At 52.4% G+C, this 20,286-nt stretch carries 20 protein-coding genes and 1 pseudogene; 5 read left to right on the top strand and 16 right to left on the bottom strand.

From position 1 onward, the window contains the following. The first annotated feature begins 341 nt into the window (after positions 1–341). Positions 342–1,739 carry a helix-turn-helix domain-containing protein gene (locus tag DYE26_RS03345; RefSeq protein ID WP_230877117.1) on the top strand — a complete coding sequence of 466 codons (1,398 nt, stop codon included), beginning with the start codon at positions 342–344 and terminating at the stop codon, positions 1,737–1,739. Positions 1,740–2,190: 451 nt separating this feature from the next. Here the strand turns inward: DYE26_RS03345 and rnc are convergent, their stop codons facing one another. The 10 genes and pseudogenes from rnc to DYE26_RS03295 all read right to left on the bottom strand — a co-directional run bounded on the left by rnc (position 2,191) and on the right by DYE26_RS03295 (position 10,329). Beyond that, the gene (gene rnc / locus DYE26_RS03340; RefSeq protein WP_036622174.1) at positions 2,191–2,895 is read right to left on the bottom strand and encodes a ribonuclease III; all 705 of its coding nucleotides are present in this window, start codon (positions 2,893–2,895) and stop codon (positions 2,191–2,193) included. A 13-nt stretch (positions 2,896–2,908) separates the two neighbouring features. Continuing rightward, on the bottom strand, positions 2,909–4,147 hold the full coding sequence (gene fabF / locus DYE26_RS03335) for a beta-ketoacyl-ACP synthase II (protein WP_082207743.1): 1,239 nt from the start codon (positions 4,145–4,147) through the stop codon (positions 2,909–2,911). A gap of 127 nt (positions 4,148–4,274) precedes the next feature. Then, the gene (acpP, locus tag DYE26_RS03330) at positions 4,275–4,508 is read right to left on the bottom strand and encodes an acyl carrier protein (protein ID WP_019638123.1); all 234 of its coding nucleotides are present in this window, start codon (positions 4,506–4,508) and stop codon (positions 4,275–4,277) included. Positions 4,509–4,576: 68 nt separating this feature from the next. Then, positions 4,577–5,326, bottom strand: a complete 750-nt coding sequence (fabG, locus tag DYE26_RS03325) for a 3-oxoacyl-[acyl-carrier-protein] reductase (RefSeq protein WP_036622170.1) — start codon at positions 5,324–5,326, stop codon at positions 4,577–4,579. A 234-nt stretch (positions 5,327–5,560) separates the two neighbouring features. Then, a complete protein-coding gene (gene fabD, locus DYE26_RS03320; RefSeq protein ID WP_036622168.1) occupies positions 5,561–6,496 on the bottom strand; it encodes an ACP S-malonyltransferase in 936 nt (311 codons plus the stop codon). Between the two features lie 48 nt (positions 6,497–6,544). Next, positions 6,545–7,531, bottom strand: a complete 987-nt coding sequence (locus DYE26_RS03315; RefSeq protein WP_036628004.1) for a beta-ketoacyl-ACP synthase III — start codon at positions 7,529–7,531, stop codon at positions 6,545–6,547. 13 nt (positions 7,532–7,544) lie between these two features. Further along, on the bottom strand, positions 7,545–8,531 hold the full coding sequence (gene plsX / locus DYE26_RS03310; protein WP_036622166.1) for a phosphate acyltransferase PlsX: 987 nt from the start codon (positions 8,529–8,531) through the stop codon (positions 7,545–7,547). After that, positions 8,515–9,109, bottom strand: a pseudogene (gene fapR / locus DYE26_RS03305) (transcription factor FapR). The gene plsX and the pseudogene fapR overlap by 17 nt, the downstream one beginning before the upstream one ends. 463 nt (positions 9,110–9,572) lie before the next feature. Continuing rightward, on the bottom strand, positions 9,573–9,746 hold the full coding sequence (gene rpmF / locus DYE26_RS03300; RefSeq protein ID WP_009222962.1) for a 50S ribosomal protein L32: 174 nt from the start codon (positions 9,744–9,746) through the stop codon (positions 9,573–9,575). A gap of 55 nt (positions 9,747–9,801) precedes the next feature. Further along, entirely contained in the window at positions 9,802–10,329 is a 528-nt protein-coding gene (locus tag DYE26_RS03295; RefSeq protein ID WP_036622164.1) for a YceD family protein, read from the bottom strand. A 469-nt stretch (positions 10,330–10,798) separates the two neighbouring features. On the opposite strand from DYE26_RS03295, the gene DYE26_RS03290 reads away from it, so the two are divergent. Beyond that, a complete protein-coding gene (locus tag DYE26_RS03290) occupies positions 10,799–12,043 on the top strand; it encodes a nucleotidyltransferase (protein WP_115311170.1) in 1,245 nt (414 codons plus the stop codon). Here the strand turns inward: DYE26_RS03290 and DYE26_RS03285 are convergent. Further along, a complete protein-coding gene (locus DYE26_RS03285) occupies positions 12,040–13,065 on the bottom strand; it encodes a SepM family pheromone-processing serine protease (protein WP_036622160.1) in 1,026 nt (341 codons plus the stop codon). The genes DYE26_RS03290 and DYE26_RS03285 overlap by 4 nt on opposite strands. A gap of 142 nt (positions 13,066–13,207) precedes the next feature. Here DYE26_RS03285 and DYE26_RS03280 point away from each other — a divergent pair, with 142 nt between their 5' ends. Then, on the top strand, positions 13,208–14,446 hold the full coding sequence (locus DYE26_RS03280) for a nucleoside recognition domain-containing protein (protein ID WP_036622158.1): 1,239 nt from the start codon (positions 13,208–13,210) through the stop codon (positions 14,444–14,446). Here DYE26_RS03280 and coaD read toward each other — a convergent pair. Together coaD and rsmD are read right to left on the bottom strand one after the other, a co-directional pair. Next, a complete protein-coding gene (gene coaD, locus DYE26_RS03275; RefSeq protein WP_036622155.1) occupies positions 14,443–14,961 on the bottom strand; it encodes a pantetheine-phosphate adenylyltransferase in 519 nt (172 codons plus the stop codon). The two genes, DYE26_RS03280 and coaD, sit on opposite strands and share 4 nt — an antisense overlap. Positions 14,962–14,989: 28 nt before the next feature. Next, positions 14,990–15,559: a 16S rRNA (guanine(966)-N(2))-methyltransferase RsmD gene (gene rsmD / locus DYE26_RS03270; RefSeq protein ID WP_036622153.1), complete on the bottom strand. Its 570-nt coding sequence runs from the start codon at positions 15,557–15,559 to the stop codon at positions 14,990–14,992. A 377-nt stretch (positions 15,560–15,936) separates the two neighbouring features. Between rsmD and DYE26_RS03260 the strand changes: the two genes are divergently transcribed. Further along, positions 15,937–16,449 (top strand): GNAT family N-acetyltransferase, encoded by a 513-nt coding sequence (locus DYE26_RS03260; RefSeq protein WP_036622149.1) that lies wholly within the window; start codon positions 15,937–15,939, stop codon positions 16,447–16,449. Between the two features lie 93 nt (positions 16,450–16,542). Here DYE26_RS03260 and DYE26_RS03255 read toward each other — a convergent pair whose 3' ends face one another. Further along, a complete protein-coding gene (locus DYE26_RS03255; RefSeq protein WP_124332702.1) occupies positions 16,543–17,565 on the bottom strand; it encodes a hypothetical protein in 1,023 nt (340 codons plus the stop codon). A gap of 375 nt (positions 17,566–17,940) precedes the next feature. After that, positions 17,941–18,405, bottom strand: coding sequence for a hypothetical protein (locus DYE26_RS03250; RefSeq protein ID WP_227872856.1), 465 nt, complete (start codon positions 18,403–18,405; stop codon positions 17,941–17,943). Positions 18,406–18,620: 215 nt separating this feature from the next. Here DYE26_RS03250 and DYE26_RS03245 point away from each other — a divergent pair, with 215 nt between their 5' ends. After that, complete coding sequence (locus DYE26_RS03245) at positions 18,621–19,109, top strand: GNAT family N-acetyltransferase (RefSeq protein WP_036622148.1); 489 nt, start codon at positions 18,621–18,623, stop codon at positions 19,107–19,109. Between the two features lie 117 nt (positions 19,110–19,226). Here the strand turns inward: DYE26_RS03245 and DYE26_RS03240 are convergent, their stop codons facing one another. Next, positions 19,227–20,120, bottom strand: a complete 894-nt coding sequence (locus tag DYE26_RS03240) for a copper amine oxidase N-terminal domain-containing protein (protein ID WP_036622147.1) — start codon at positions 20,118–20,120, stop codon at positions 19,227–19,229. Between the last annotated feature and the right edge of the window lie 166 nt (positions 20,121–20,286).

The raw sequence follows: 20,286 nt of genomic DNA, 5'->3' as shown, positions 1-20,286 counted from the left end.
AAAATGTTTCGCCGGCAAGTAAAATTTCCCTTCAAGCCAGCCGGTATTGGCCTGCCGGAAATCTAACGGTTGCATTAGCCGCTATTTTACGAAAAATGAACTTTCAAAATTCTTACGGCTATCGAGCGGCGTTATTTGCTCTAATCCAGGTTAAAATAGCCGGTTTGTCCGGCTTGATCTTGCAAATTGATTTTTCGTCACAAAAAATTAACCTATTGGTTTAATTTAACCCATTGACCAACCTTCAAAATATGGCTATATTTACTATATAACGGAAGCGAATCCGTTGATTAGCTTCGCGTCTTCTATTGAATCAGCGCGGGGTTTAAGGGGTGGTTTATTTGAATCATACAGCCTCGATTCTTACGCAAATCAAAAATTTTATGGAGCAAAACGGTTTAACCTTACACCGGTTAAGCCAAAAAGCCGAAATCAACACCGGCTCGTTAAGCTCGATTTTAAACGGGAAACGTTTGTTGAGCGCGCCGCATCTAGATTCGATCACCGCCGCGTTGGCTTTACCCAAAGGTTATTTTTACGAACAGTATATTGAGGAATTTCTCGCCCAAACCGCACCCGATTGGCGGAGGGTCCGCCCTTTTTTGGACCGGTGCGCGGAATTGGACAAGCTGGAATGCATTCGGCAGGTCACGGGCATTTTACTTGACAACCTAATGTATTTACCCCTGTTGTTTGAAACCGCGGAGGATTTTTTTCATCGCGGGCGGAAGGAGGCCGCCGCCATCCTGTACGAAAACGTGGCGATGAGCGAAAAAATGCAGCACTCGGAGCGGCTTGCGATGTGCCATTATCGGCTTTTCCTAATTGCTTTAAGCGATGATCAAGATAGTAATTTAAGGGCAGCAGCACAGTTTGAAGATCATGTAAGCCGGCTGGATGTTGCCGATCAATTGGATGCTCTCAAACAACTTGGTCATATTTATTATTCATTGCACCAATGGAAAAAGGTGGATGAGATCGCTCAGGAAATGCATAGAATCGCTTCCATTCAGTACAAGCACCATTGTCAATCGGCACGTAAAGAACCCGAGCAGAAGCGGTCGAAGAGACCCTTGTATTTTTACATTATGTATTCACATTTGTTGCGCTCGGCGGTTTGCGAAGAATGTAATGACTATGAACAGGCCCTAAAATTTGTTGCTTACTATGCGGATGGCAGTTGGATACAGGAAAAAGATGAGACAGCTAAACAAACAGCAGAACAATTTCAGGAGTGGGCAACGGCCAATTCCTATTTGTACCGTGTAATGAGCGGAGATATCGAAGTATTACCTGATTATGTAGAGTGTATTTTAAATAGGAGAGGCGAAATAACCCAGGCTTTATACAAAATTTTGCAGGCAGCAAACCGATACTGCTGGAATGTGGACAACGTTCTTGAGCGTCTCTCTGCTCATATTCCTTATCAATCTCATCGAAGCCGATTTGGTGATTATAATAAACAAATAACAACAGATCAGTACGCCAGATTTCTATTTGAATTAGCAAATTACTACTTACAGCGTCAACGGCACGAAGGCATTGAACTATTACTGCAAAGCTTGGACTTTTCAGCCAGTATTAACTGTGAAAGCAACGTAGTTCGCTGCGTGGATTTATTTGAACAAAATCGCCATAATGCTGGAGAAGAGGAAAGACAAAAATACAAATTTCTGATTAGAAAGGTGGTGGAGAAGCTCAATGAAAAAGATTATGACAATGTGCTCAGCAGCGTTTAGTTTCATTTTCCTCATTGCTGTATCTGCTGATTACACTCAAGCATTGATCAAAACAATGATACATGGAGTAGGCGGCGGTTGAGACCATAATTTAACTTTCGCAGAGCCAATATCGGCTTAACCTCCATGCTTGACCGGCCTGGTTCTGTCCATTAATCGAAAATCGTACAACTCACTTTGCTTCCATTTGCTCAATCATTCGTTTAATCGCATTTCATACAATTATTTCCTCTTCTCTTTGTCTCTTTTTCAAAAGGTAGCGGAGCAACTGCAGGTTTTACACTTTATCAAATGCTGTGGCAGTATTTCCGGATAAGTAAGTGTACATTTTGCAACTATTCCTTCTACAATGGCCTCCTACATTTCTAGAATAGAGGAATAAAGCTCCTCTACGCAAAAAAGGCTGCTCCCAGGTACTAAAACCTGCGGAACAGCCTTTTCATTTCATGACTTAATCTCGGGAATCGGACGCCTTCAACACATTCAGCGCTACAGCCGCGGCCTGCTGCTCGGCTTCCTTTTTGGACCGGCCGGTTCCCCGGCCGAGCGCGCGGCCTTCCATCCAAACTTCGGAGACGAATTCGCGCTCATGGGCGGGCCCCCGCTCTTCGATGATCCGGTATTCCAGCGTACCCATATTATGATGCTGCGTCAGCTCCTGCAGCTCTGTTTTGTAATCGCTCGTCTGTAGTTTCCCGTCAAAGGTCAGCTGGGAAAATACATGGCGATGAAGGAACGCAGTAACGGCTTCCAGGCCCTGATCCAGGTATAACGCGCCGATAAAAGACTCAAACACGTCGGCCAGCAGCGCCGGGCGCGTCCGTCCCCCCGTCAGTTCCTCCCCTTTCCCTAACAATACGTAATGGCCGAATTCCAGACTTTCGGCGAATCTCACCAGCGACGGCTCGCATACGATCGCGGCGCGCAGCTTCGTCAATTCGCCTTCGGGACGGTCCGGAAATAACCGGTATAAATGCTCCGAAACGGTCAATTCAAGCACGGCATCGCCAAGAAACTCCAGGCGCTCGTTATCCTCATACTGACTGAAGCGGTGCTCGTTAACGTAAGATGCATGGGTGAAGGCCTGTTTCAAAAGCTGCCTGTTTTGGAACGACAGCCCAAGTTTTTGCTGTAACTGCTTCAGATCTCCATTCACCGGACTTAACCCCTTATGCTTCGAGTTTCTTCATAATGATCGTGGCGTTGTGTCCGCCGAAACCGAAGGAATTGGACATGGCCACCCGCACATCGGCCTTTCTCGCTACGTTGGGAACGTAATCCAGATCGCATTCCGGGTCCGGATGCTCCAGATTGATCGTCGGCGGGATCACGCCGTGCTTCAGCGTCAGTCCGCAAATCACGCCTTCGACGCCGCCCGCGGCGCCCAGCAAATGCCCGGTCATCGACTTCGTCGAGCTGACGGCCACCTTGTAGGCGTGATCGCCCAGCGCGTTTTTGATCGCGATCGTTTCCGAGCGGTCGCCGACCGGCGTCGAAGTGCCATGGGCGTTGATATAATCGATCTGCTCAGGCGCAATGCCGGCATCGCGGATCGCCATCTTCATGCAGCGCTCCGGCCCGTTCGGGTCCGGTTCGGTCATATGGTGAGCGTCCGCGCTAAGCCCGTAGCCGATGATCTCGCCGTAAATTTTCGCGCCGCGCTTCTTCGCGTGTTCCAGTTCTTCCAAAATAAAAATCCCCGCGCCTTCGCCCATAACGAATCCGTCGCGCTCAAGGTCAAACGGCCGGCTCGCTTTCTCCGGCTCGTCATTGCGCGTCGACATCGCCCGCATGGAGCAGAATCCCGCCAGACCGGTCGGGCGGATCGTCGCTTCCGCGCCGCCGCAAATCATCACATCGGCGTCACCCCGCTGGATGAGCTTGTACGAATCGCCGATGGAATGAGTTCCGGTAGCGCACGCCGTCACCGTCGTCGTGTTGGGCCCTTTGGCGCCGAACAAAATCGAGACGTGACCGGAAGCCATATTCGCAATCATCATGGGAATAAAAAAGGGACTCACGCGCTTCGGGCCTTTTTCCAGCAAAATGTTATGCTGATCCTCCCAGGTACCGAGACCGCCGATCCCTGAACCGATCATCACGCCCACCCGCTCGGGGTCGGCCTGCTCGCCAATGTTCAAGCCGCTGTCCTGCAAAGCGCTTTTGGCTGCCGCCGTGGCAAACTGAACAAAGCGGTCCATTTTCCGCCCTTCCTTGCGGTCCATGTAATCTTCGGGATTAAAGTCTTTCACCGATGCGGCAATACGCGTCGGATATTCACTAACATCAAACGAGTCGATAGCGGAAACGCCGGACTTCCCCTGCACCAGGTTGTTCCAAAACGTATCCAGATCTTGTCCGAGCGCGGTTATGGCGCCCATCCCCGTTATCACTACTCTATGCCTCAAACACACTCACCTCGTATGGACTACATGTGTACCATGCAAATGTTTTTTAAAAAAAGAAAACGACCTCATGTCAAAATGAGGAGAAGTCCCGCCTACTTATAAGGAGGTACGGGACTTTGGAATGACATTAGGTATGAGATTGTATGTAGTTTACAACTTCACCTACGGTCGTAATCTTCTCAGCATCTTCGTCTGAAATTTCCAGATCGAATTCATCTTCCAACTCCATGACCAATTCAACTACGTCGAGCGAATCAGCACCAAGGTCATCTTTGAAAGACGCTTCCAGCGTCACTTCGGCTTCGTCAGCGCCGAGGCGATCCACTACAATGCGTTTTACGCGTTCCAATACATCGGACATCCGGTTCACCTCCTCTTTGGTATTATACGAGAATTGCCGCTAAAATGCCATAGAAGCGAGGGATGCAATTACATATACATCCCGCCGTCGACATGGAGCGTTTGTCCGGTCATGTAGGACGCGCCGTCCGAAGCGAGAAATACGGCGACATTCGCGATTTCCTCCGGCTGGCCCAAACGCGCCAGCGGAATGCCGGCCAGCGTGCTTTGACGCAGTTCATCAGACAACTTGTCGGTCATGTCGGTTTCGATAAACCCGGGCGCAATGCAGTTCACCGTAATACCGCGCGAGGCCAGCTCGCGGGCCGACGATTTCGTCAGACCGATGACCCCGGCTTTGGCCGCCACGTAATTGGCCTGCCCCGCATTGCCGAGCACGCCGACGACCGAGGAAATGTTGATGATGCGCCCGGAGCGCTGTTTCATCATCGGCCGGGTCACGGCTTTAATGCCGTTGAATACGCCTTTGAGATTCGTCTCGATGACCTGATCGAACTCTTCTTCCTTCATGCGCATAATTAAATTATCTCTAGTAATGCCCGCGTTATTCACCAGAATGTCGATCCGGCCCCAGGCGTCCAGCATGCCTTTGACCATATCCTCAAACTGCTGGCTGCTTCCGACATGGGCTTTGACGGCGTACGCTTTGACGCCAAACGCCTCGATTTCCGCGACAACGCCCGCCGCGGCCTGTTCGTTCCCGGCATAATTGACGGCCACATCGGCCCCGGCTGCGGCGAACGCCAGCGCGATGCTGCGCCCGATGCCGCGCGACGCTCCGGTAACGAGGGCGGTTTTGCCCTGAAGCGGTCTATTCATCATGTTCATCTCCTTTCAGCAAATTTTAGAGGTCGTTCAAACAGTCATCTTTTGAAAGCCTGACTTTTTGAACTCGTACTTTATGAAATTTCCATTTTGTCTATGTCGCCATTCTTGAAGCACGGCCCGCTGCTCTCCATCCGGCCGGCTTGCCGCCGAACGCGGGATCCTTCAGCCAGCCGTATCGCTCCTTTGCGGCGATCCGCACCGTAGCATCAGATGCGGGTCTGAACGCTATCCCAGCGCGGCCGCGGTCTGCTCCAGGCTCTCCAAGCCGCTTACGTTGAACAGACGCACCGATTTGTCGATTTTTTTGATAAGTCCGGTAAGCACGCTTCCCGGCCCGATCTCCACGAAGGTGTCTACACCCTGCGCAATCAGCCAGGCAACGCTGTCCTCCCAAAGCACGGGCGAATACACTTGCTCAACAAGCAGCTTGGAAATATCGCCCGCGCTTTGAACCGGGCTTGCGGTCACATTCGCAACGACCGGAACGGAAGCATCCTTGAACGTTACGCCCTTAAGCTTGTCCTTCAGACGCTCCGCCGCCGCTCTCATCAGCGAGGAATGAAACGGTCCGCTGACTTCAAGCGGGATCGCCCGTTTGGCCCCGATCTCCTTGACGCGTTCGGCGACCTGCGCCACGCCTTCCTTGCTGCCGGAGACGACGATCTGCCCCGGGCAGTTGACGTTGGCGAGCTCCACCAGCGCTCCGCCGGCGGTAATATCGGCGCAGAGCTGGGCCAGCGCCTCGCGTTCGCCGCCAAGCACCGCGGCCATCGCCCCCTGCCCGCCGGGTACGGCCTGCTCCATGTATTCGCCGCGAGCGCGCACGATCGAGACGGCGTCTTCAAAAGCAAGCGCCCCGGCCGCCGTTAACGCGCTGTACTCGCCCAGGCTGTGTCCGGCGACATAATCCGGCGCAAAGCCTTTGGCCGCAAACGCCTGGTGCAGCGCCACACTGGTCGTAAGCAGCGCCGGCTGCGTGTTGGCCGTCTGCTTCAATTCGCTTTCCGGCCCTTCAAAAACAAGCCGGGTCAGCGGAAAACCCAATTTTTCATCCGCGATATCAAATAAGTTCCGGGACGAAGGCAGCGCGTCATATATATCCTTACCCATTCCGACGCTTTGGGAACCCTGTCCGGGAAAAACAAATGCCAATTTGCCCATCTTGCAGCACTCCCCATTTAAAAAATACCCTTTGTCAAACCCGGCGGCCTACCACACCAGCACGGAAGCCCCCCAGGTCAAGCCGCCGCCGAAGCCGACCAATAGCAGCGTGTCGCCTTCCTTCATCCGGCCTTCTTCCGCCGCTTCAACGAGCGCGAGCGGAATCGAAGCCGCCGACGTGTTGGCGTATTTGTCTACATTAATGACGCATTTCTCCTCCGACAAATTCAGCCGCTGCATCGCCGATTGAATAATGCGGATATTGGCCTGATGCGGCACGAACAAATCGATGTCCTCTTTGCTCTTGCCCGCTTTGCGCAAGACTTCCTCGGTCGCATTCTCCATCACGCGTACCGCGAATTTGAACACTTCGCGGCCGTTCATATAAAGGTAATGCTTACGCTCCGCAACCGTCGCCTCCGAAGCCGGAAGCCGGGAGCCGCCCGCAGGCAGGTTAAGCTGCACGCCGCCGGCGCCTTCCGCGCCCAGGTCGAAGGAGAGGAACCCGCGTCCTTCCGGCACCTCGCCAAGTACAACCGCGCCCGCCCCGTCGCCGAACAGCACGCATGTATTGCGGTCCGTATAGTCGGTGATGCGGGACAAGGTGTCGGCGCCGATCACCAATGCGTTTTTGTACATTCCCGTCTGAATAAAACCGTTGGCTGCGGCCATGCTGTAGACGAACCCCGAACAGGCGGCGGACAGGTCGAACGCGGCCGCTTTTTTGGCTCCGAGCTTATCCTGTAAAATGCAGGCCGTGGACGGAAACGCCATATCCGGCGTAATCGTGGCCACGATAATCAGATCCAGATCCTCCGCCGCCAAGCCCGCGGACTTTAACGCCTGCACCGCAGCCTCATACGCCAGGTCGGACGTCGCTTGCTCCGGAGCGGCGATATGGCGTTCCCGGATGCCCGTCCGCGACACGATCCACTCGTCATTGGTATCCACCATTTTTTCCAAATCGGCATTCGTCAACACTTTTTCGGGAACGTATTTCCCGGTCCCGATAATCCCTACCGAACTTAACTTCATTAGCTTCAATCACTCACTTCCCGCTGATTTCCCGTGCTATGCTCTCCGTCAGTTTGTTTTGCAGCGCTAAACGCGCCTGGCGCACGGCGTTTTTGATCGCTCCTCCGTCCGAAGAGCCATGCCCTTTGACGACAAGTCCGCCAAGCCCAAGCAGCGGCGCTCCCCCGTGCTCCTTGTAGTCGAGCGTCTGCTTCAGCCCGCGCAGCGACGGCATCAGCACCGCCGCGGCCAGCTTGTTTTTCCATGATTTCGTAAATTCCCGCTTTAAAATCGAAAACAGCGTGCCCGCCGTGCCTTCCAGCGATTTGAGCAAAATATTGCCGGCAAACCCGTCGCACACCAGCACATCGCAAGCACCGGTCAAAATATCGCGGGCTTCCACATTGCCGACAAAATTGACCGGCAGCTCCTTCAGCAGCGGATAAGCCGCCTTGGTCAGCTCATTGCCTTTCATCGCCTCGGTGCCGACGTTCAAAAGCCCGACGCGCGGCTTCGCGATCCCGTGCACCTTCTCGCGGTAAACGCTGCCCATCAGCGCGTACTGCGCCAAATGCTCCGGCTTCGCGTCCATGTTGGCGCCAAGATCGAGCGCCAGCACGCCGCGCTCGTCAACGGTCGGGATCATCGGCGCCAGCGCCGGCCGCTCGATCCCTTCCATACGGCCGACGACGAGCAGCCCGGTGGTCATGAGCGCACCGGTGTTGCCGGCCGAAATCATCGCATCGGCTTCGCCCTCGCGGACGAGCCGGCCGGCGACGACCATCGAAGCGTCCTTTTTGCGCCGGACGGCTTTGACCGGCTCATCCTCCGCTTCGATAATTTCCTCCGCGGGATGAATGCGCAGATTGGCCGGAGCGCCCTCCAGCATCGGCTTTAGCACCTGTTCTTTGCCGACCAGCACGATCTCCGTGTCGCTCCATTCCCTGGCCGCGGCCAGCGCCCCATCGACGGTGCTTTGCGGCGCATGATCCCCGCCCATGGCATCAATGGCGATTCTCATGATGATTTTCCTCCTTCATGTCTGTCCTCTCCCGTAGAACGGTAAATGACGAAGTTTCCTTGAAACACCATCTCTTCGCCGACATATGTAAAAACCTCTACCCGGGCTTTTCCCTTTTGCCCCGAGGAGCGCACATACGCTTTGGCGATGCACTTCTCCCCCAAATGCACCGAACGGATAAAGCGGATATCCGCGGAAAACGTCAGCGCGATTTCGTCATTGATAACGGCGACGGCCAAGGAGTTGGCCTGGGCGAATACATGATGGCCGCGGGCGATGCCGGTCCGGGAAAACACATGCTCCTCGCGAATTTCAAAGATCGAGATCCCGCTTTTGTCCAGCTGCAGGTCCACGATTTCCCCGATGACTTCATGGAGCGGCAGCGACCTGACCTGGTCGTAAGAACGCTCCGCCATCAGCTTCATCCGCTCCCGCAGCTCCGGGATCCCGAGCTCCATCCGGTCGAGCCGGATCGTCTGAATGCTGACTTTCAGCCGCCGGGTGAGCTCCTGGTCCGTGATGAACGGATTTTCTTCGATAATTTGGACGAGCTGCTGTTGTCTCGCCTTTTTGGGCAAACGTTCGATGGGTGTTCCCCTCCCTGATGATCATAGAGACAGTTCGTCACTGAACTGAACCGGCTAAGCCTCTATACTTCCAAATTTCCAAAACATGTCGTCCAAAGTCTGCAAAACTGCAGTTCTTTTCGGCTGTCCAAGCGAATTAACGCAAATTCCCGCAAAAATGCAGGAGCTGCAGGCCTTCCCTCGCCGTTCATAATTCACGCCGAAAAAAACTGCACTTTTGCAGGAATCTATTTTTAGCATTAGAACCTGGTACTAAATTTTAGTATAAAACATCCCAGGGCAAAAAGAAAGTGGCATTGCCGGAAACGTTGCGGGCCGGGGACTTTCGGGCAACCTCCGCGGAGCGGCCGGGAAGCGGCTGCCCGCATATTCTTCCGCCATTCACGCGGAACCTCCCGGCAAAAAAAATAGCACCTCACCGAAATGAAGTACTACTTGGAATTCATGATACAGCTTATTGGCCAATAATTTCTCTCGATTTGTATGTTCCGCAAACTTTGCATACGTGGTGAGCAAGCTTCAATTCTCCGCATTGTTCACATTTCACCATGCCCGGCACAGCCAATTTGAAGTGCGTGCGGCGTTTGTCGCGGCGCGTTTTGGACGTTCTCCGTTGAGGTACTGCCATGGTTCCCACCTCCTTATTCAAGTCAACCCATTTCACGGTGTGCTTTATTCGTGTTTTACTGCTTACTTTTGAAAAAATCACCGAGCGCTGCGAGGCGCGGATCGATCACTTCGGTGTTGCAGCCGCATTCCCGTTCGTTCAGATCGGCTCCGCAGTTGGGGCAAAGCCCTTTGCAGGATTCCTTGCAGACAGCGGCAAACGGCAGATTCAGCAATAACGTTTCCTCCACATATGGCGTCAAGTCCACTTTGTCCTCGGCGACATATTGCAGATCGTCGTCTTCATCCTGCGCTTGCATGTCCATCTCGGGATCGTCACTTTGTTTGAAGCTCTCCGCAAATTCCGCTGCGACCGTGCGTTTCAAAGGCTTCAGGCATCTGGAGCAAGTCATGTCGAGTTCGGCCGTCAGCTTGCCCTTGACATCGACCACTCCGCCGCCGGAGGCTTCCGCCCGCAGATCAACCTGAAGCGGACTGATCCCGGTGATGTCCCTGCGGCCTTTAATAATCCGGCTGACATCCAAGGTCTGATGGATCTCCACCGGAGCTTCCGACGATGCCACCTGGCGAAAATGAATAAACATCAGCATCACTCCAAACAAACAAAATTTATTATACCGATTTCAAGCAAGTTTTGTCAACAATATAGCTTAATTCGTGGTATATTTTGTAGGAAAAGCGGCTCAACACATAAATCGGCGCATAACCGCAGGACAAGTGCAGAAGCGTAATAAGCACGAAAAAACTCCAACGGTTGTGAGCGACGCTATTTGGGTAAAAATGAGCGAGTACAAAATGTAACGGTTACCGCCGAGCTTAATTCCCGTTTTCCGGCAGAATTGGGGCGGTTTCGCCTAAATAAGCGCGAGTACAACCGTTAAAAAAAGAAACCACTGTTTTTCGCTCGAATAAGCACGGGTGACAACCGTTAGCGCAGAGAATGCCAATGCCCGGATAGCCAGATCAGCCAGATCATTCGTGATTAACCCGTTAGTCATGGCTGATTTCTAGGTTGAGCCAAATAAGTCTTTCACAAAGGAGTCGATCCGCAACGTGAATGTCGTCGGAATCATTGTTGAATATAATCCGCTCCACAACGGGCATGTTTACCACTTCGCCGAGGCGCAGCGCTTGACGGCGGCGGACGCGGTCATCGCCGTCATGAGCGGCGATTTTTTGCAGCGCGGCGAGCCGGCGATCGTGGACAAATGGGCGCGGGCGGAAATGGCGCTGCGCCTCGGCGCCGATCTCGTGCTCGAGCTGCCGATCGCATACGCGGCGCAGCCGGCGGAGTGGTTCGCCTACGGCGCGGTGGCGCTGCTCGAGGCGACGGGCGTCGCGACGCATCTGTGCTTCGGCAGCGAGGCCGGCGCGCTTGAGGCGCTGCAGCCGCTTGCCGAGCGGCTCGCCGCCGGCGGCGGCGCACTGAAGGCGGCGGTCGCGGAGGAGCTCGCCACCGGGGCGAGCTTCCCCGCCGCCTACGCCGCCGCGGCCGCGCGCCTGCTCGCCGGAGGCCCTGCCGCCGGCGCCGACGCCGCCGCAGCGCGCGCGCTGCTGGAGCAGCCCAACAACAGTTTGGGGCTGCACTACCTGATCGCGCTGCGGCGGCTCCACAGCGGCATCGCGCCGGTCACGGTCCGGCGCCGGGCCGCGGGGTACAACGATGCCGCGCCGACGGACGCGCGCATCGCCAGCGCCACCGCCGTGCGCCGGCTGATCGCCGGCGGCGGCCTGGACGCGGCTGTGCCGTATCTCCCGCCCTTCACGGCGGACATCCTCGCCCGCGAATTCGCGGCGGGACGCGGCCCCGTGACGTGGGAGAACCTGGCCGCGCCGCTGTTTCACCAGCTGCTGCTCGCTTCGCCCGAGCAGCTCCGCGCCTGCCACGAAATGACCGAAGGCTTGGAGTACCGCATCAAAAAAGCGCTGCCGCTGCTGGAAAAGCCGACCGTATCCGAGCTGCTGGCCAAGCTCAAGACGAAACGGTACACCTACACGAAGCTGCAGCGCACCTTGCTGCATGCGTTGCTGCAGCATCCGCGGGATCTGCTGACACCCGAGGCGCTGGCGGAAGGTCCGGGCTACCTGCGCGTGCTGGCGTTTAGCAACCGGGGCCAGGAACTGCTGAAGCGAATGAAAAAGCGCGCCAAACTGCCGGTCGTTACCCGGGCCGCAGAGCTTGATCATCCCCAGCTAACGCTCGATATCCGGGCCGCCGCCGCATATGCCAACGGCATGCCCGTCCGCCAGGCCGAGCAGCTGTTCCGGGAATACCGTCAGCCCCCGATTCGGGTTTAGGCTTTCGGCTTAAGCGCCTGCAAATAATTCAGCGCGTCGTCGAGCTTTTTGACCGGCACGAGCTCCATTTTCGAACCGATTTTCTCCGCTTTTGCTTTGGCGTCTTTATAATTCGCTTCCGGAACGAAAAATATTTCGGCCTTCTCCCGCTCCGCAGCGACGATCTTGAACTGGACGCCGCCGATCGGCCCGACGGTGCCGTCCTCCGAGATCGTGCCGGTTCCGGCGATGCGGTGTCCTTTCGTTAAATCCCCGGGCGTCAGCTGGTTGTAAATTTCCAGCGTAAACATCAGTCCCGCCGAAGGACCGCCGATCTCCGTATCGGCAAAAGTGACTTCTTTCGCCTTGTCCGCCGCCTCCACTTTCAGCACTTCCCCGACGCTCACGCCCAGCCCCGCTTTGCGTATGCCTTCCGCATCGACGATCTGAACCAGCTCCACCTGCTCCTCGACCGTTTTTCCATCCCGCGAAAGCTGCACGGGAACGATGTCCCCGGGCTTTTTCCCTTGAAGCGAAGGGGCCAGATCCTCAAACCGTTTCACCGGCTGGCCGTCCACCGCGCGAATAATGTCTCCGGACAGGAAGTTGCCTTTCGGTTCGCTTTCTTTGGACAGTCCGATAATAAAAACATACTGGGACACCACGTCGTATTTCACCCCGGCTTTGCGGTAGGCCGCCATCACCGCGCTGGACTGCGAACTGCTCATATAATAGCGCTGCTCCGTCTCATATTCCGCATCGTTGCGATCCGGCTCCTTGCGGACCACTTCGGCATCCTTGTTGAACGGGGATGTGGCGAGCATCCACAAATTGGCGTAGCTGACGGATACCGTCGTTAGCATAAAAGCGCCTTTCTCCTCCTTATCCCCCGACTCGATGCTGACTATCGGTTTAACCTCCTCGGCGGTCCCCGGCTGATTGATCATGTACGGCGTATTCATAAAAACGACCACATATACGATCACGGCCATCGTCAGGACGTATAGCCCCGCTTTTATCGCTATGGATCTTGATTGACGCATGATTCGCTCTCCCTTCATGACGCGGCGGCAGACGGTTGATGGCCGGACGGGCGTAGCGCCCGGCCGCAAACGGCTAGTCTGCATTTCACGGCTGCTGCATAGCATGTACTATATGATCTACTTATGAAGAAGGTGAATCCGAATGAACTTAAAAAGCTTCGCCGGCAGCCGCGCTTCCACCGCTTTCACGGGGCTGCTGGCCGTTCTGCTTGTCGTGTGCGTCGTATATGCTCCGGGCGAAGCGTTTAAAGCCTCCGGACAGGGACTTTCTATCTGGTGGCACATCGTTTTTCCCGCTTTGCTCCCGTTCGTGATGTTATCGCAAATGCTCCTCGCAGGCGGATTCGCCCACGGCATCGGCACGCTGCTTGAACCTTTTACGCGCAGGCTGCTCGGTCTTCCCGGCTCCTTCGGCTGGGTGCTGCCGCTTGGCATGACCGCCGGCTTTCCGGCCGCCGCCGATACGGCGGCAACTTTATTCAAGCAGGGTAAAATCTCCGCAAACGAAGCGGAACGAATCGCCGGTGCGGCCCATTTTTGCAGCCCGATGCTGCTGGTGATCGTCATCGGCGCCGGTTTTTTCGGCCGCCCCGAATTCGGCTTGCTTCTGCTCGCCGTGCACTGGGCCGCCGGACTGGCCGCCGGGGTCACGCTGCATGTTCTTTGGCGGGATCGTACCCCGGCCCGGAACGCCGCGGAACCGTCCGCTTCGAACAGCTGCAGCCGGCGCCGCTCGTCCCGGCTTCGCCAGGCGCTCCGCAATACGGAGCGTGCCCGCCAGGAGGACGGCCGCAGCCTCGGCAAGCTGCTTGGCGATACCGTGACTTCCGGCGTGCAAACGCTGATGATCACCGGCGGCTACATGCTTATTTTTTCGATCCTGATTCATGTCATACTCCTGGCTTTGCCGGGAACTTTTTTTTCCGTCACCGTCAAAAGCCTGCTGGAGGTTCACCTCGGCTCGTACGCCATGTCCCGGCTGTCTTCCCCGGCGCTGCCGCCGGCGGTATTCACCGCCCTGCTGGGCGCCGCCCTCGGTTGGAGCGGTTTATGCGCCTACCTTCAGGTCCGGGCGATTCTCGGGCCGGCCGGAATTCGCGAACGTTTTTTCCTGCTGAACCGCCTGCTGCATGGAGCTTATGCGTACGCCATTACGCTGCTACTGTGGAAGCCGCTTAACGGCTGGCTGCCCGGCGCCTTTCCCGCCTTTGCCTTTGCCCAGGAAGGACAAACCGGCACAGGACACGACACCCCGGCGGCCTGGCTGCCGACCTGGCAGCAAGCGTTCGGGGTGATGGGATGGCAGCTATGGATGCTGGCGCTGTTAACGCTCGGATTCGCTACCATTGCGCTCGTATGGAGCCGCCGGAGCGAACGTTAATTTTTGCCCGTCCGGCCGGCGAATTTATGCTGCAGCGCCAGTTCTACTTCCGGCGGCACAAGGTCGCTGACGTCTCCGTGAAAGCTGGCGATCTCCTTGACAATGCTGGAGCTTAAATAAGAATATTTCGGATTCGTCATCATAAAAATCGTCTCCACGTCGCTGTTCAGCTTGTGATTGGTTGACGCGAGCTGGAGTTCGTATTCGAAATCGGTGACGGAGCGGATGCCGCGCACGATGACGTGAGCCTGCTTGAGGCTCATATAGTTGACGAGCAGGTCGCGGAAACTGTCGATCTCCACGTTCGGCAAATGTCCGGTGGCCTCGGTCAACAGTTGTTTTCGTTCTTCTACCGTAAACAACGGGTTTTTGCTTAAATTGTTCAGCACCGCCACAATCAGCTTGTCGAATTGGCGCGAAGCCCGTTGAATGATGTCCATATGCCCTTTGGTTACCGGATCGAAGCTGCCCGGATAGACGGCGATTCGCGGATGATTATTTCCTGGTTCTTTCATGCCTTTTGTTCCTCTCCAATCTTAGCGGTTAGACCGCGCTGGTTTCTCGTTCGTAATCATAAACGGATACGGCCGTTTCCCCGTATTCCGCCTTGCGGCGCTGCGTAAAGTTTCCAAACCGTTCCGGATACGCATAGGAGGATTCGTACTCCAGAACGATCGTAGCCCCTTCCTTCAGCAGCTTAAGCTCGTCCATTTGCTCCATCAGCTTATCTCCGTGCTTTAGCCGGTAAGGCGGGTCCAGAAATACCAGATCAAAGGCGGCTTCGCGTTTGGCCAAAGCTTTCAGCGCTCTTTCCGCATCGTTTTTGTACACCTCGGCCCGCTCCGTCAGCCCGGTTGCCTGCAAATTGGCGCGGACGGTTTCAATGCTTTTGTACTCTTTGTCGATAAATACGGCCTTGTCCATGCCGCGGCTCAGCGCTTCGATGCCGAGGCCCCCTGTGCCGGCAAACAGATCCAACGCCGCTCCTCCTTCAAAGTAAGGACCGATGATGCTGAACACCGCTTCCTTCACTTTATCCGTCGTGGGCCGCGTCCCCATACCGGGAACCGCCTTAAGCGCCCGGCCCCGGGCGCTGCCCGAAATGACTCTCATGAATATTCACACCCTTATGTATGCCTGAAAATTCCTGTCGATATCGTACCACAATCCGCCGCGGATTGAAAAATCAATAGATCATAATTTTTTTCTTCGTGAGAGGTATATAATCGTACTTCCCGGACACAATTGTAGTATCGACATCACCAAATGTCGTAGACAACCGCGGAGAAGACTTACGTTTCCCCATAAGCTCTTCGTCCGGTTTCTCCTCTCCCATGATGGGGCCCTCGCAAGGGGGCCCCGATTTTTTTATGATCACGGCAGAAAAACTCCCCATTTTATAACTCGACTTTCGCAGAATGAAACACATTCATTTTTCGAGATTTTATGTTAGTCTAAAGAAAGAAATAGATGGAAGAAGGTAATTGGTTATGAGAAAGTACTTTTTAAAAACTTCCCGCATAGCTTTTTCCCACTGGGATAATAATGACATTGACTTGGCATATACACTATGGGGAGATCCAGCTGTCACAAGATACATTTCTGCAAATGGCTTGTTTTCACTCGAACAAGTTAAAGATAGATTGAATAAAGAAATGAATATGCAGAAGGAATTCCAAGTTCAATACTGGCCTCTTTTCAGTCTAACAAACGAAGAATTCATTGGTTGTTGTGGCCTGCGCCCGTACGCCATAGAAAAAAATATTTGTGAGATTGGAGTACATCTTAAAAGTAGTCATTGGGGGAGCGGCTATGCAACAGAAGCCGTAAATGCTGTTATTCAATATGCCTTCGATATAAAGAAAGTTGATAACTTATTTGCAGGCCATAACCCCAATAACGAAGCTTCTAAAAAAATGTTATTGAAGTTAGGTTTCAAGTATTCGCATGACGAATTTTATGAACCGACAGGTTTATACCACTCTTCTTACTTTTACAAGTAACTTTTCCTTAAATGAAAGCCCCTTGATGCACCTGTATTCAGATCGGGGCCTTTCTCAAAAGAAAAAGCACCCGAAGGTGCTTTTAAATGTATACTAATAACCCATCATGCCAATTTCGCTTATATTAACCAAGTTCCCTCCATTATTGGCGGTTATTCTAAGTCTATATTTATTATACGGGGTTGCGTTCTGGAACGAAAACTCTTTGGTGATATCCGGGTTCCAGTCCGTAACATTGCTCTGAGTATCTAACACTACCCATTCTTGACCATCATATGCTTCAAAAAACCAAGAGTTCGGTGATTGTACAAAGCCGTGATTTGGATCATTTTGTTTCATACGAATCGAGTATTTATTAACTACTTTTGCATCAAAAAACTCGTATTGAATCCAACCTGACTTTTCACCATTTGCGGATTCCCAAGGAAAACAACTGTTGTCGAAAGCATGGAACGGCTGCGTATCATAATATGTGTCATAGCTGCTTGCCGCAGCAACCCCATACTGATCGCTATTCGAAGTCATTGCATGGATTAATGAATCGTTATTTTCTACACTGCAAACATCAATAGGAGTATTTATCGGATTGTTTATAGGAGTATCGCCATTTTCACCATCGCCCCCATCGTACTGCCACGGAGATCCATTATTGATTATGATCGGAACACTCCCAAGCGAACCAAATACAAACCCTGATGCAACGAACGTTGCATCGTCACCCCCAGCAACAAATGCACCGGAAAAAGGTCTGTCCTCGCAATTCGATAATTTACCCCCAAAAGAGACGTGATAGGTCGCTGTTTCAAGTGGGGATAAAGTTACATCCACACCTGGAACAAGGCTGGAAGAAACTCCATTATATGAGGAGCCTGCCTCCGCAAATGAACTTCCATCGTAACGGTTTAGCTCTAATTTTACGCTAGAGCTTGAACGGTTTAGATTTGTTATGTTCAGTGATAGCTCTAAGGTATGTGACTGATCACAAAAAGTATTTGCTGGAATCGAAAACGCTAAGGATGAACTTTTAGAACCCTCTGCTGAGACGGGTGTCACAATGGAAAACAACAGATAAAAGACAACCATCAATCCAGAAATACACTTTCTCCTAATCATCAAAAAACATCACTCCCCCAATACGGATATATGTTAATTATCGGCAATTAAATTCCAAATTTTAGGACTAGTTCTAGTTTGTGTTGAGTTGGTTTTCACGTACGGGCTACTAGGAAGAGGGGATATCCCACGAAATGCAAAAGCTTTTGCAGTTGATCCCAGCGGGCCGTCCCTCTTCCCATAAAAAACGATAAACCCGGTTTTCAGCGTCAACTCCACCAGTCATTAATATGCAGAGAGAATTCCAAGTTCAATATTGGCCTCTTTTCAATCTTACAAACGAAGAGTTCATCCTTCTTCGGATCGCGCTTTCACTAATTCCAGCCGGAAGAAATCACCAGTAAAAAAGAAAATCCGCTGCCGCCGCATCGGATTGATTTACTTGATTCTTTTCAGTTCTGCTTCCTGCTGGATAGAGCGAGTAGAGAGCAGTTCAATGATTTTATGCTGGTTCTCCAGGACGGATTCCATTTTCATCACTCGTTCGTTGGTGTCCAACACTGCACGTTTAATTAAATGTTGATCCTCTTTGATTTCTCGAATGTCCTGATTGATTTTTTGAATGTCTTGTGTGATTCCTTGAACGTCCTGTTTGACTCCTTGAACTTCCAGTTTCATTCCTTGAACTTCCTGTTTCATTCCTTGAACTTCCTGTTTGACTCCTTGAACGTCCTGTTTCATTCCTTGAACTTCCTGTTTGATTCCTTGTACGTCCTGTTTGACTCCTTGTACGTCCTGTTTCATTTCTTTCTGTTCAGCTTCAATCTTATCAAGGCGCTCATTCATTGGAGCCAATTCTTCTTTGATAACGGACCGCAACAGTTCAGTTAAATCATTTTCCATAAGTTCCGCTCCTTCAACTTTATGAGGATATTGTACCAGAAGCGTTCTTCAATCTCTACTTGTTTTCAATTGAATTGATGACTAAATCCGCAAATATCGTCGTTGCCTACATTCGATCATAGATATTATCAATGCCAATAATATAAATATCGACATTGATCAATCGTTCGCTTTTTTCTACAGTGGTAATAACTATACAAGAGGAGGAAACTATCATGTTTGAACCAGTGCTTACAATCACTTCACTGAAGACTCCCGATGAAGCTCGTGCATTCAAAACACTTAACGAAGAATGGATCACCCGCGTCTTCGCCATCGAAGATGCGGACCAAGTTATCCTAGATAATCCGGTAGAGAACATCGTAAACATAGGTGGGGATGTACTTATTGCGCGTGCAGGAGATTCGATCGTAGGTTGCGTTGCACTTGTGCCGAGCGGAGCTGGGGTGTTCGAGCTCTCGAAGATGAGCGTGAAACCCGAGTCGAGAGGACACGGATACGGACGGAAGATAGTCCAGGCCGCTATTAACCGTGCACGAGATCTTGGCGCAGAATCTCTCTTTTTGGGCAGTAGCACCAAGCTGCCAAACGCCGTTCATCTTTATGAATCGGTGGGGTTCAAACATGTTCCAATCGAGCAAATCGGGCCAATGCCATATGTAAGAGCAGATGTGTTTATGGAGTTGAAACTAACAAGCAGTTAATGAACTAAAGAAAATATTAGTTTAATCATGTAGCGGAAAACCAAGACATATTTCACATCTTAGTTTTCCGCTTTTTGTTGCCGCAAAATTTCAAAATTGACCGGAACGGGCAATTATTTATTTCAGTTCCTGCGCCGACTTTTGAACTTCGGAAAGCGGGGCGCCGGAATTATTGCCGCCGACAATAACGATGGCGTCATCGTATCGTCCGAACAGCTTTCCCAGATCCTCGTCGTCTTTACTATTGAGAAATACAACGTAAGCCTCCTGCTTGTCGCTGCCCGGGTAAACTTGAGATATGGATATGGAGCCTTGGCCCTCTCCAATCGGATACGTATAGGTTTTTCCAGGGATCAAATTTGTCTTAGCTCCTTTGGGCGTTGAATAGACGGCGGCCGCTTCCTTCGGCAAAGTAAAAGTCAGCTTGCCGTTGGTTACTTTCATATTATCTGTAAACAGCGTTTTAGCTAATTTTGTAGAACCTTCATCCCATGCAAAATCATCATTATATTTGTTGTTCCCTTCCGGTACAGGGTCCGGATCGGTCACTTCTTTCCCGGTACTGACGCTAACAAGCTTCTTGCTTTGATCCCAATCGACTTTTGCCCCGAGCGCTTCGCTAACAAACCGAAGCGGCACGTAAGTGCGCTCATGCTGCAGCCGGGCGGGAACATCCAATGTTACGACGGTTTCTCCGACTACAACTTGCGTGCTGTTAATATTCATGCTCATCTTTTTGTCCCCTAAAGAGGTAATGACCGTCTGATTCATGATAGATCCGGACACGGTTTTCTTAAACCCTACCTCCGCTCCAAGCGCCTCGCTGACAAACCGTAAAGGGATCATCACCCGGTTATCTTCATAGTATGGCTGGGCATCCGGAAAAGAGACCGTCTTCCCGTCAACCTGAACGGTTACATTGACCTTAGCGGCGGAAGCTAAAGATACGGCGAAACCAAACCCCATCGTAATAGACATCAAGAGTAAAATCATTCTTTTTCTTAAAATCATATAGTCATCTCCAATTCATATTCCCTCAATTATAATCCAATCGCTATTTTCCTACAATTCATATAAACTCCCATTTCAGTTAGCCGCGCTTTATCCGGCAAAACAAACAAACCGCTCAAGGTACGAGCGGCTTTCAATTATGTATTGACTTCAACCAAACAGCCCT

Origin of the sequence: Paenibacillus macerans (assembly GCF_900454495.1) — a bacterium.
Taxonomy (GTDB): Bacteria; Bacillota; Bacilli; order Paenibacillales; family Paenibacillaceae; genus Fontibacillus; species Fontibacillus macerans.
This window is presented reverse-complemented; position numbering and strand designations above follow the sequence as displayed.

What these genes read in the sequence shown, in the direction of transcription:
- fabD (WP_036622168.1), bottom strand. Translation starts at nt 6,496, where the DNA reads ATGGGCAAATTGGCATTTGTTTTTCCCGGACAGGGTTCCCAAAGCGTC.
- rpmF (WP_009222962.1), bottom strand. Translation starts at nt 9,746, where the DNA reads ATGGCAGTACCTCAACGGAGAACGTCCAAAACGCGCCGCGACAAACGC.
- coaD (WP_036622155.1), bottom strand. Translation starts at nt 14,961, where the DNA reads ATGAAAGAACCAGGAAATAATCATCCGCGAATCGCCGTCTATCCGGGC.
- DYE26_RS03280 (WP_036622158.1), top strand. Translation starts at nt 13,208, where the DNA reads ATGAACTTAAAAAGCTTCGCCGGCAGCCGCGCTTCCACCGCTTTCACG.
- DYE26_RS03250 (WP_227872856.1), bottom strand. Translation starts at nt 18,405, where the DNA reads ATGGAAAATGATTTAACTGAACTGTTGCGGTCCGTTATCAAAGAAGAA.
- DYE26_RS03315 (WP_036628004.1), bottom strand. Translation starts at nt 7,531, where the DNA reads ATGAAGTTAAGTTCGGTAGGGATTATCGGGACCGGGAAATACGTTCCC.
- fabG (WP_036622170.1), bottom strand. Translation starts at nt 5,326, where the DNA reads ATGAATAGACCGCTTCAGGGCAAAACCGCCCTCGTTACCGGAGCGTCG.
- plsX (WP_036622166.1), bottom strand. Translation starts at nt 8,531, where the DNA reads ATGAGAATCGCCATTGATGCCATGGGCGGGGATCATGCGCCGCAAAGC.
- DYE26_RS03240 (WP_036622147.1), bottom strand. Translation starts at nt 20,120, where the DNA reads ATGATTTTAAGAAAAAGAATGATTTTACTCTTGATGTCTATTACGATG.
- acpP (WP_019638123.1), bottom strand. Translation starts at nt 4,508, where the DNA reads ATGTCCGATGTATTGGAACGCGTAAAACGCATTGTAGTGGATCGCCTC.
- DYE26_RS03260 (WP_036622149.1), top strand. Translation starts at nt 15,937, where the DNA reads ATGAGAAAGTACTTTTTAAAAACTTCCCGCATAGCTTTTTCCCACTGG.
- DYE26_RS03245 (WP_036622148.1), top strand. Translation starts at nt 18,621, where the DNA reads ATGTTTGAACCAGTGCTTACAATCACTTCACTGAAGACTCCCGATGAA.
- rsmD (WP_036622153.1), bottom strand. Translation starts at nt 15,559, where the DNA reads ATGAGAGTCATTTCGGGCAGCGCCCGGGGCCGGGCGCTTAAGGCGGTT.
- DYE26_RS03285 (WP_036622160.1), bottom strand. Translation starts at nt 13,065, where the DNA reads ATGCGTCAATCAAGATCCATAGCGATAAAAGCGGGGCTATACGTCCTG.
- DYE26_RS03295 (WP_036622164.1), bottom strand. Translation starts at nt 10,329, where the DNA reads ATGTTTATTCATTTTCGCCAGGTGGCATCGTCGGAAGCTCCGGTGGAG.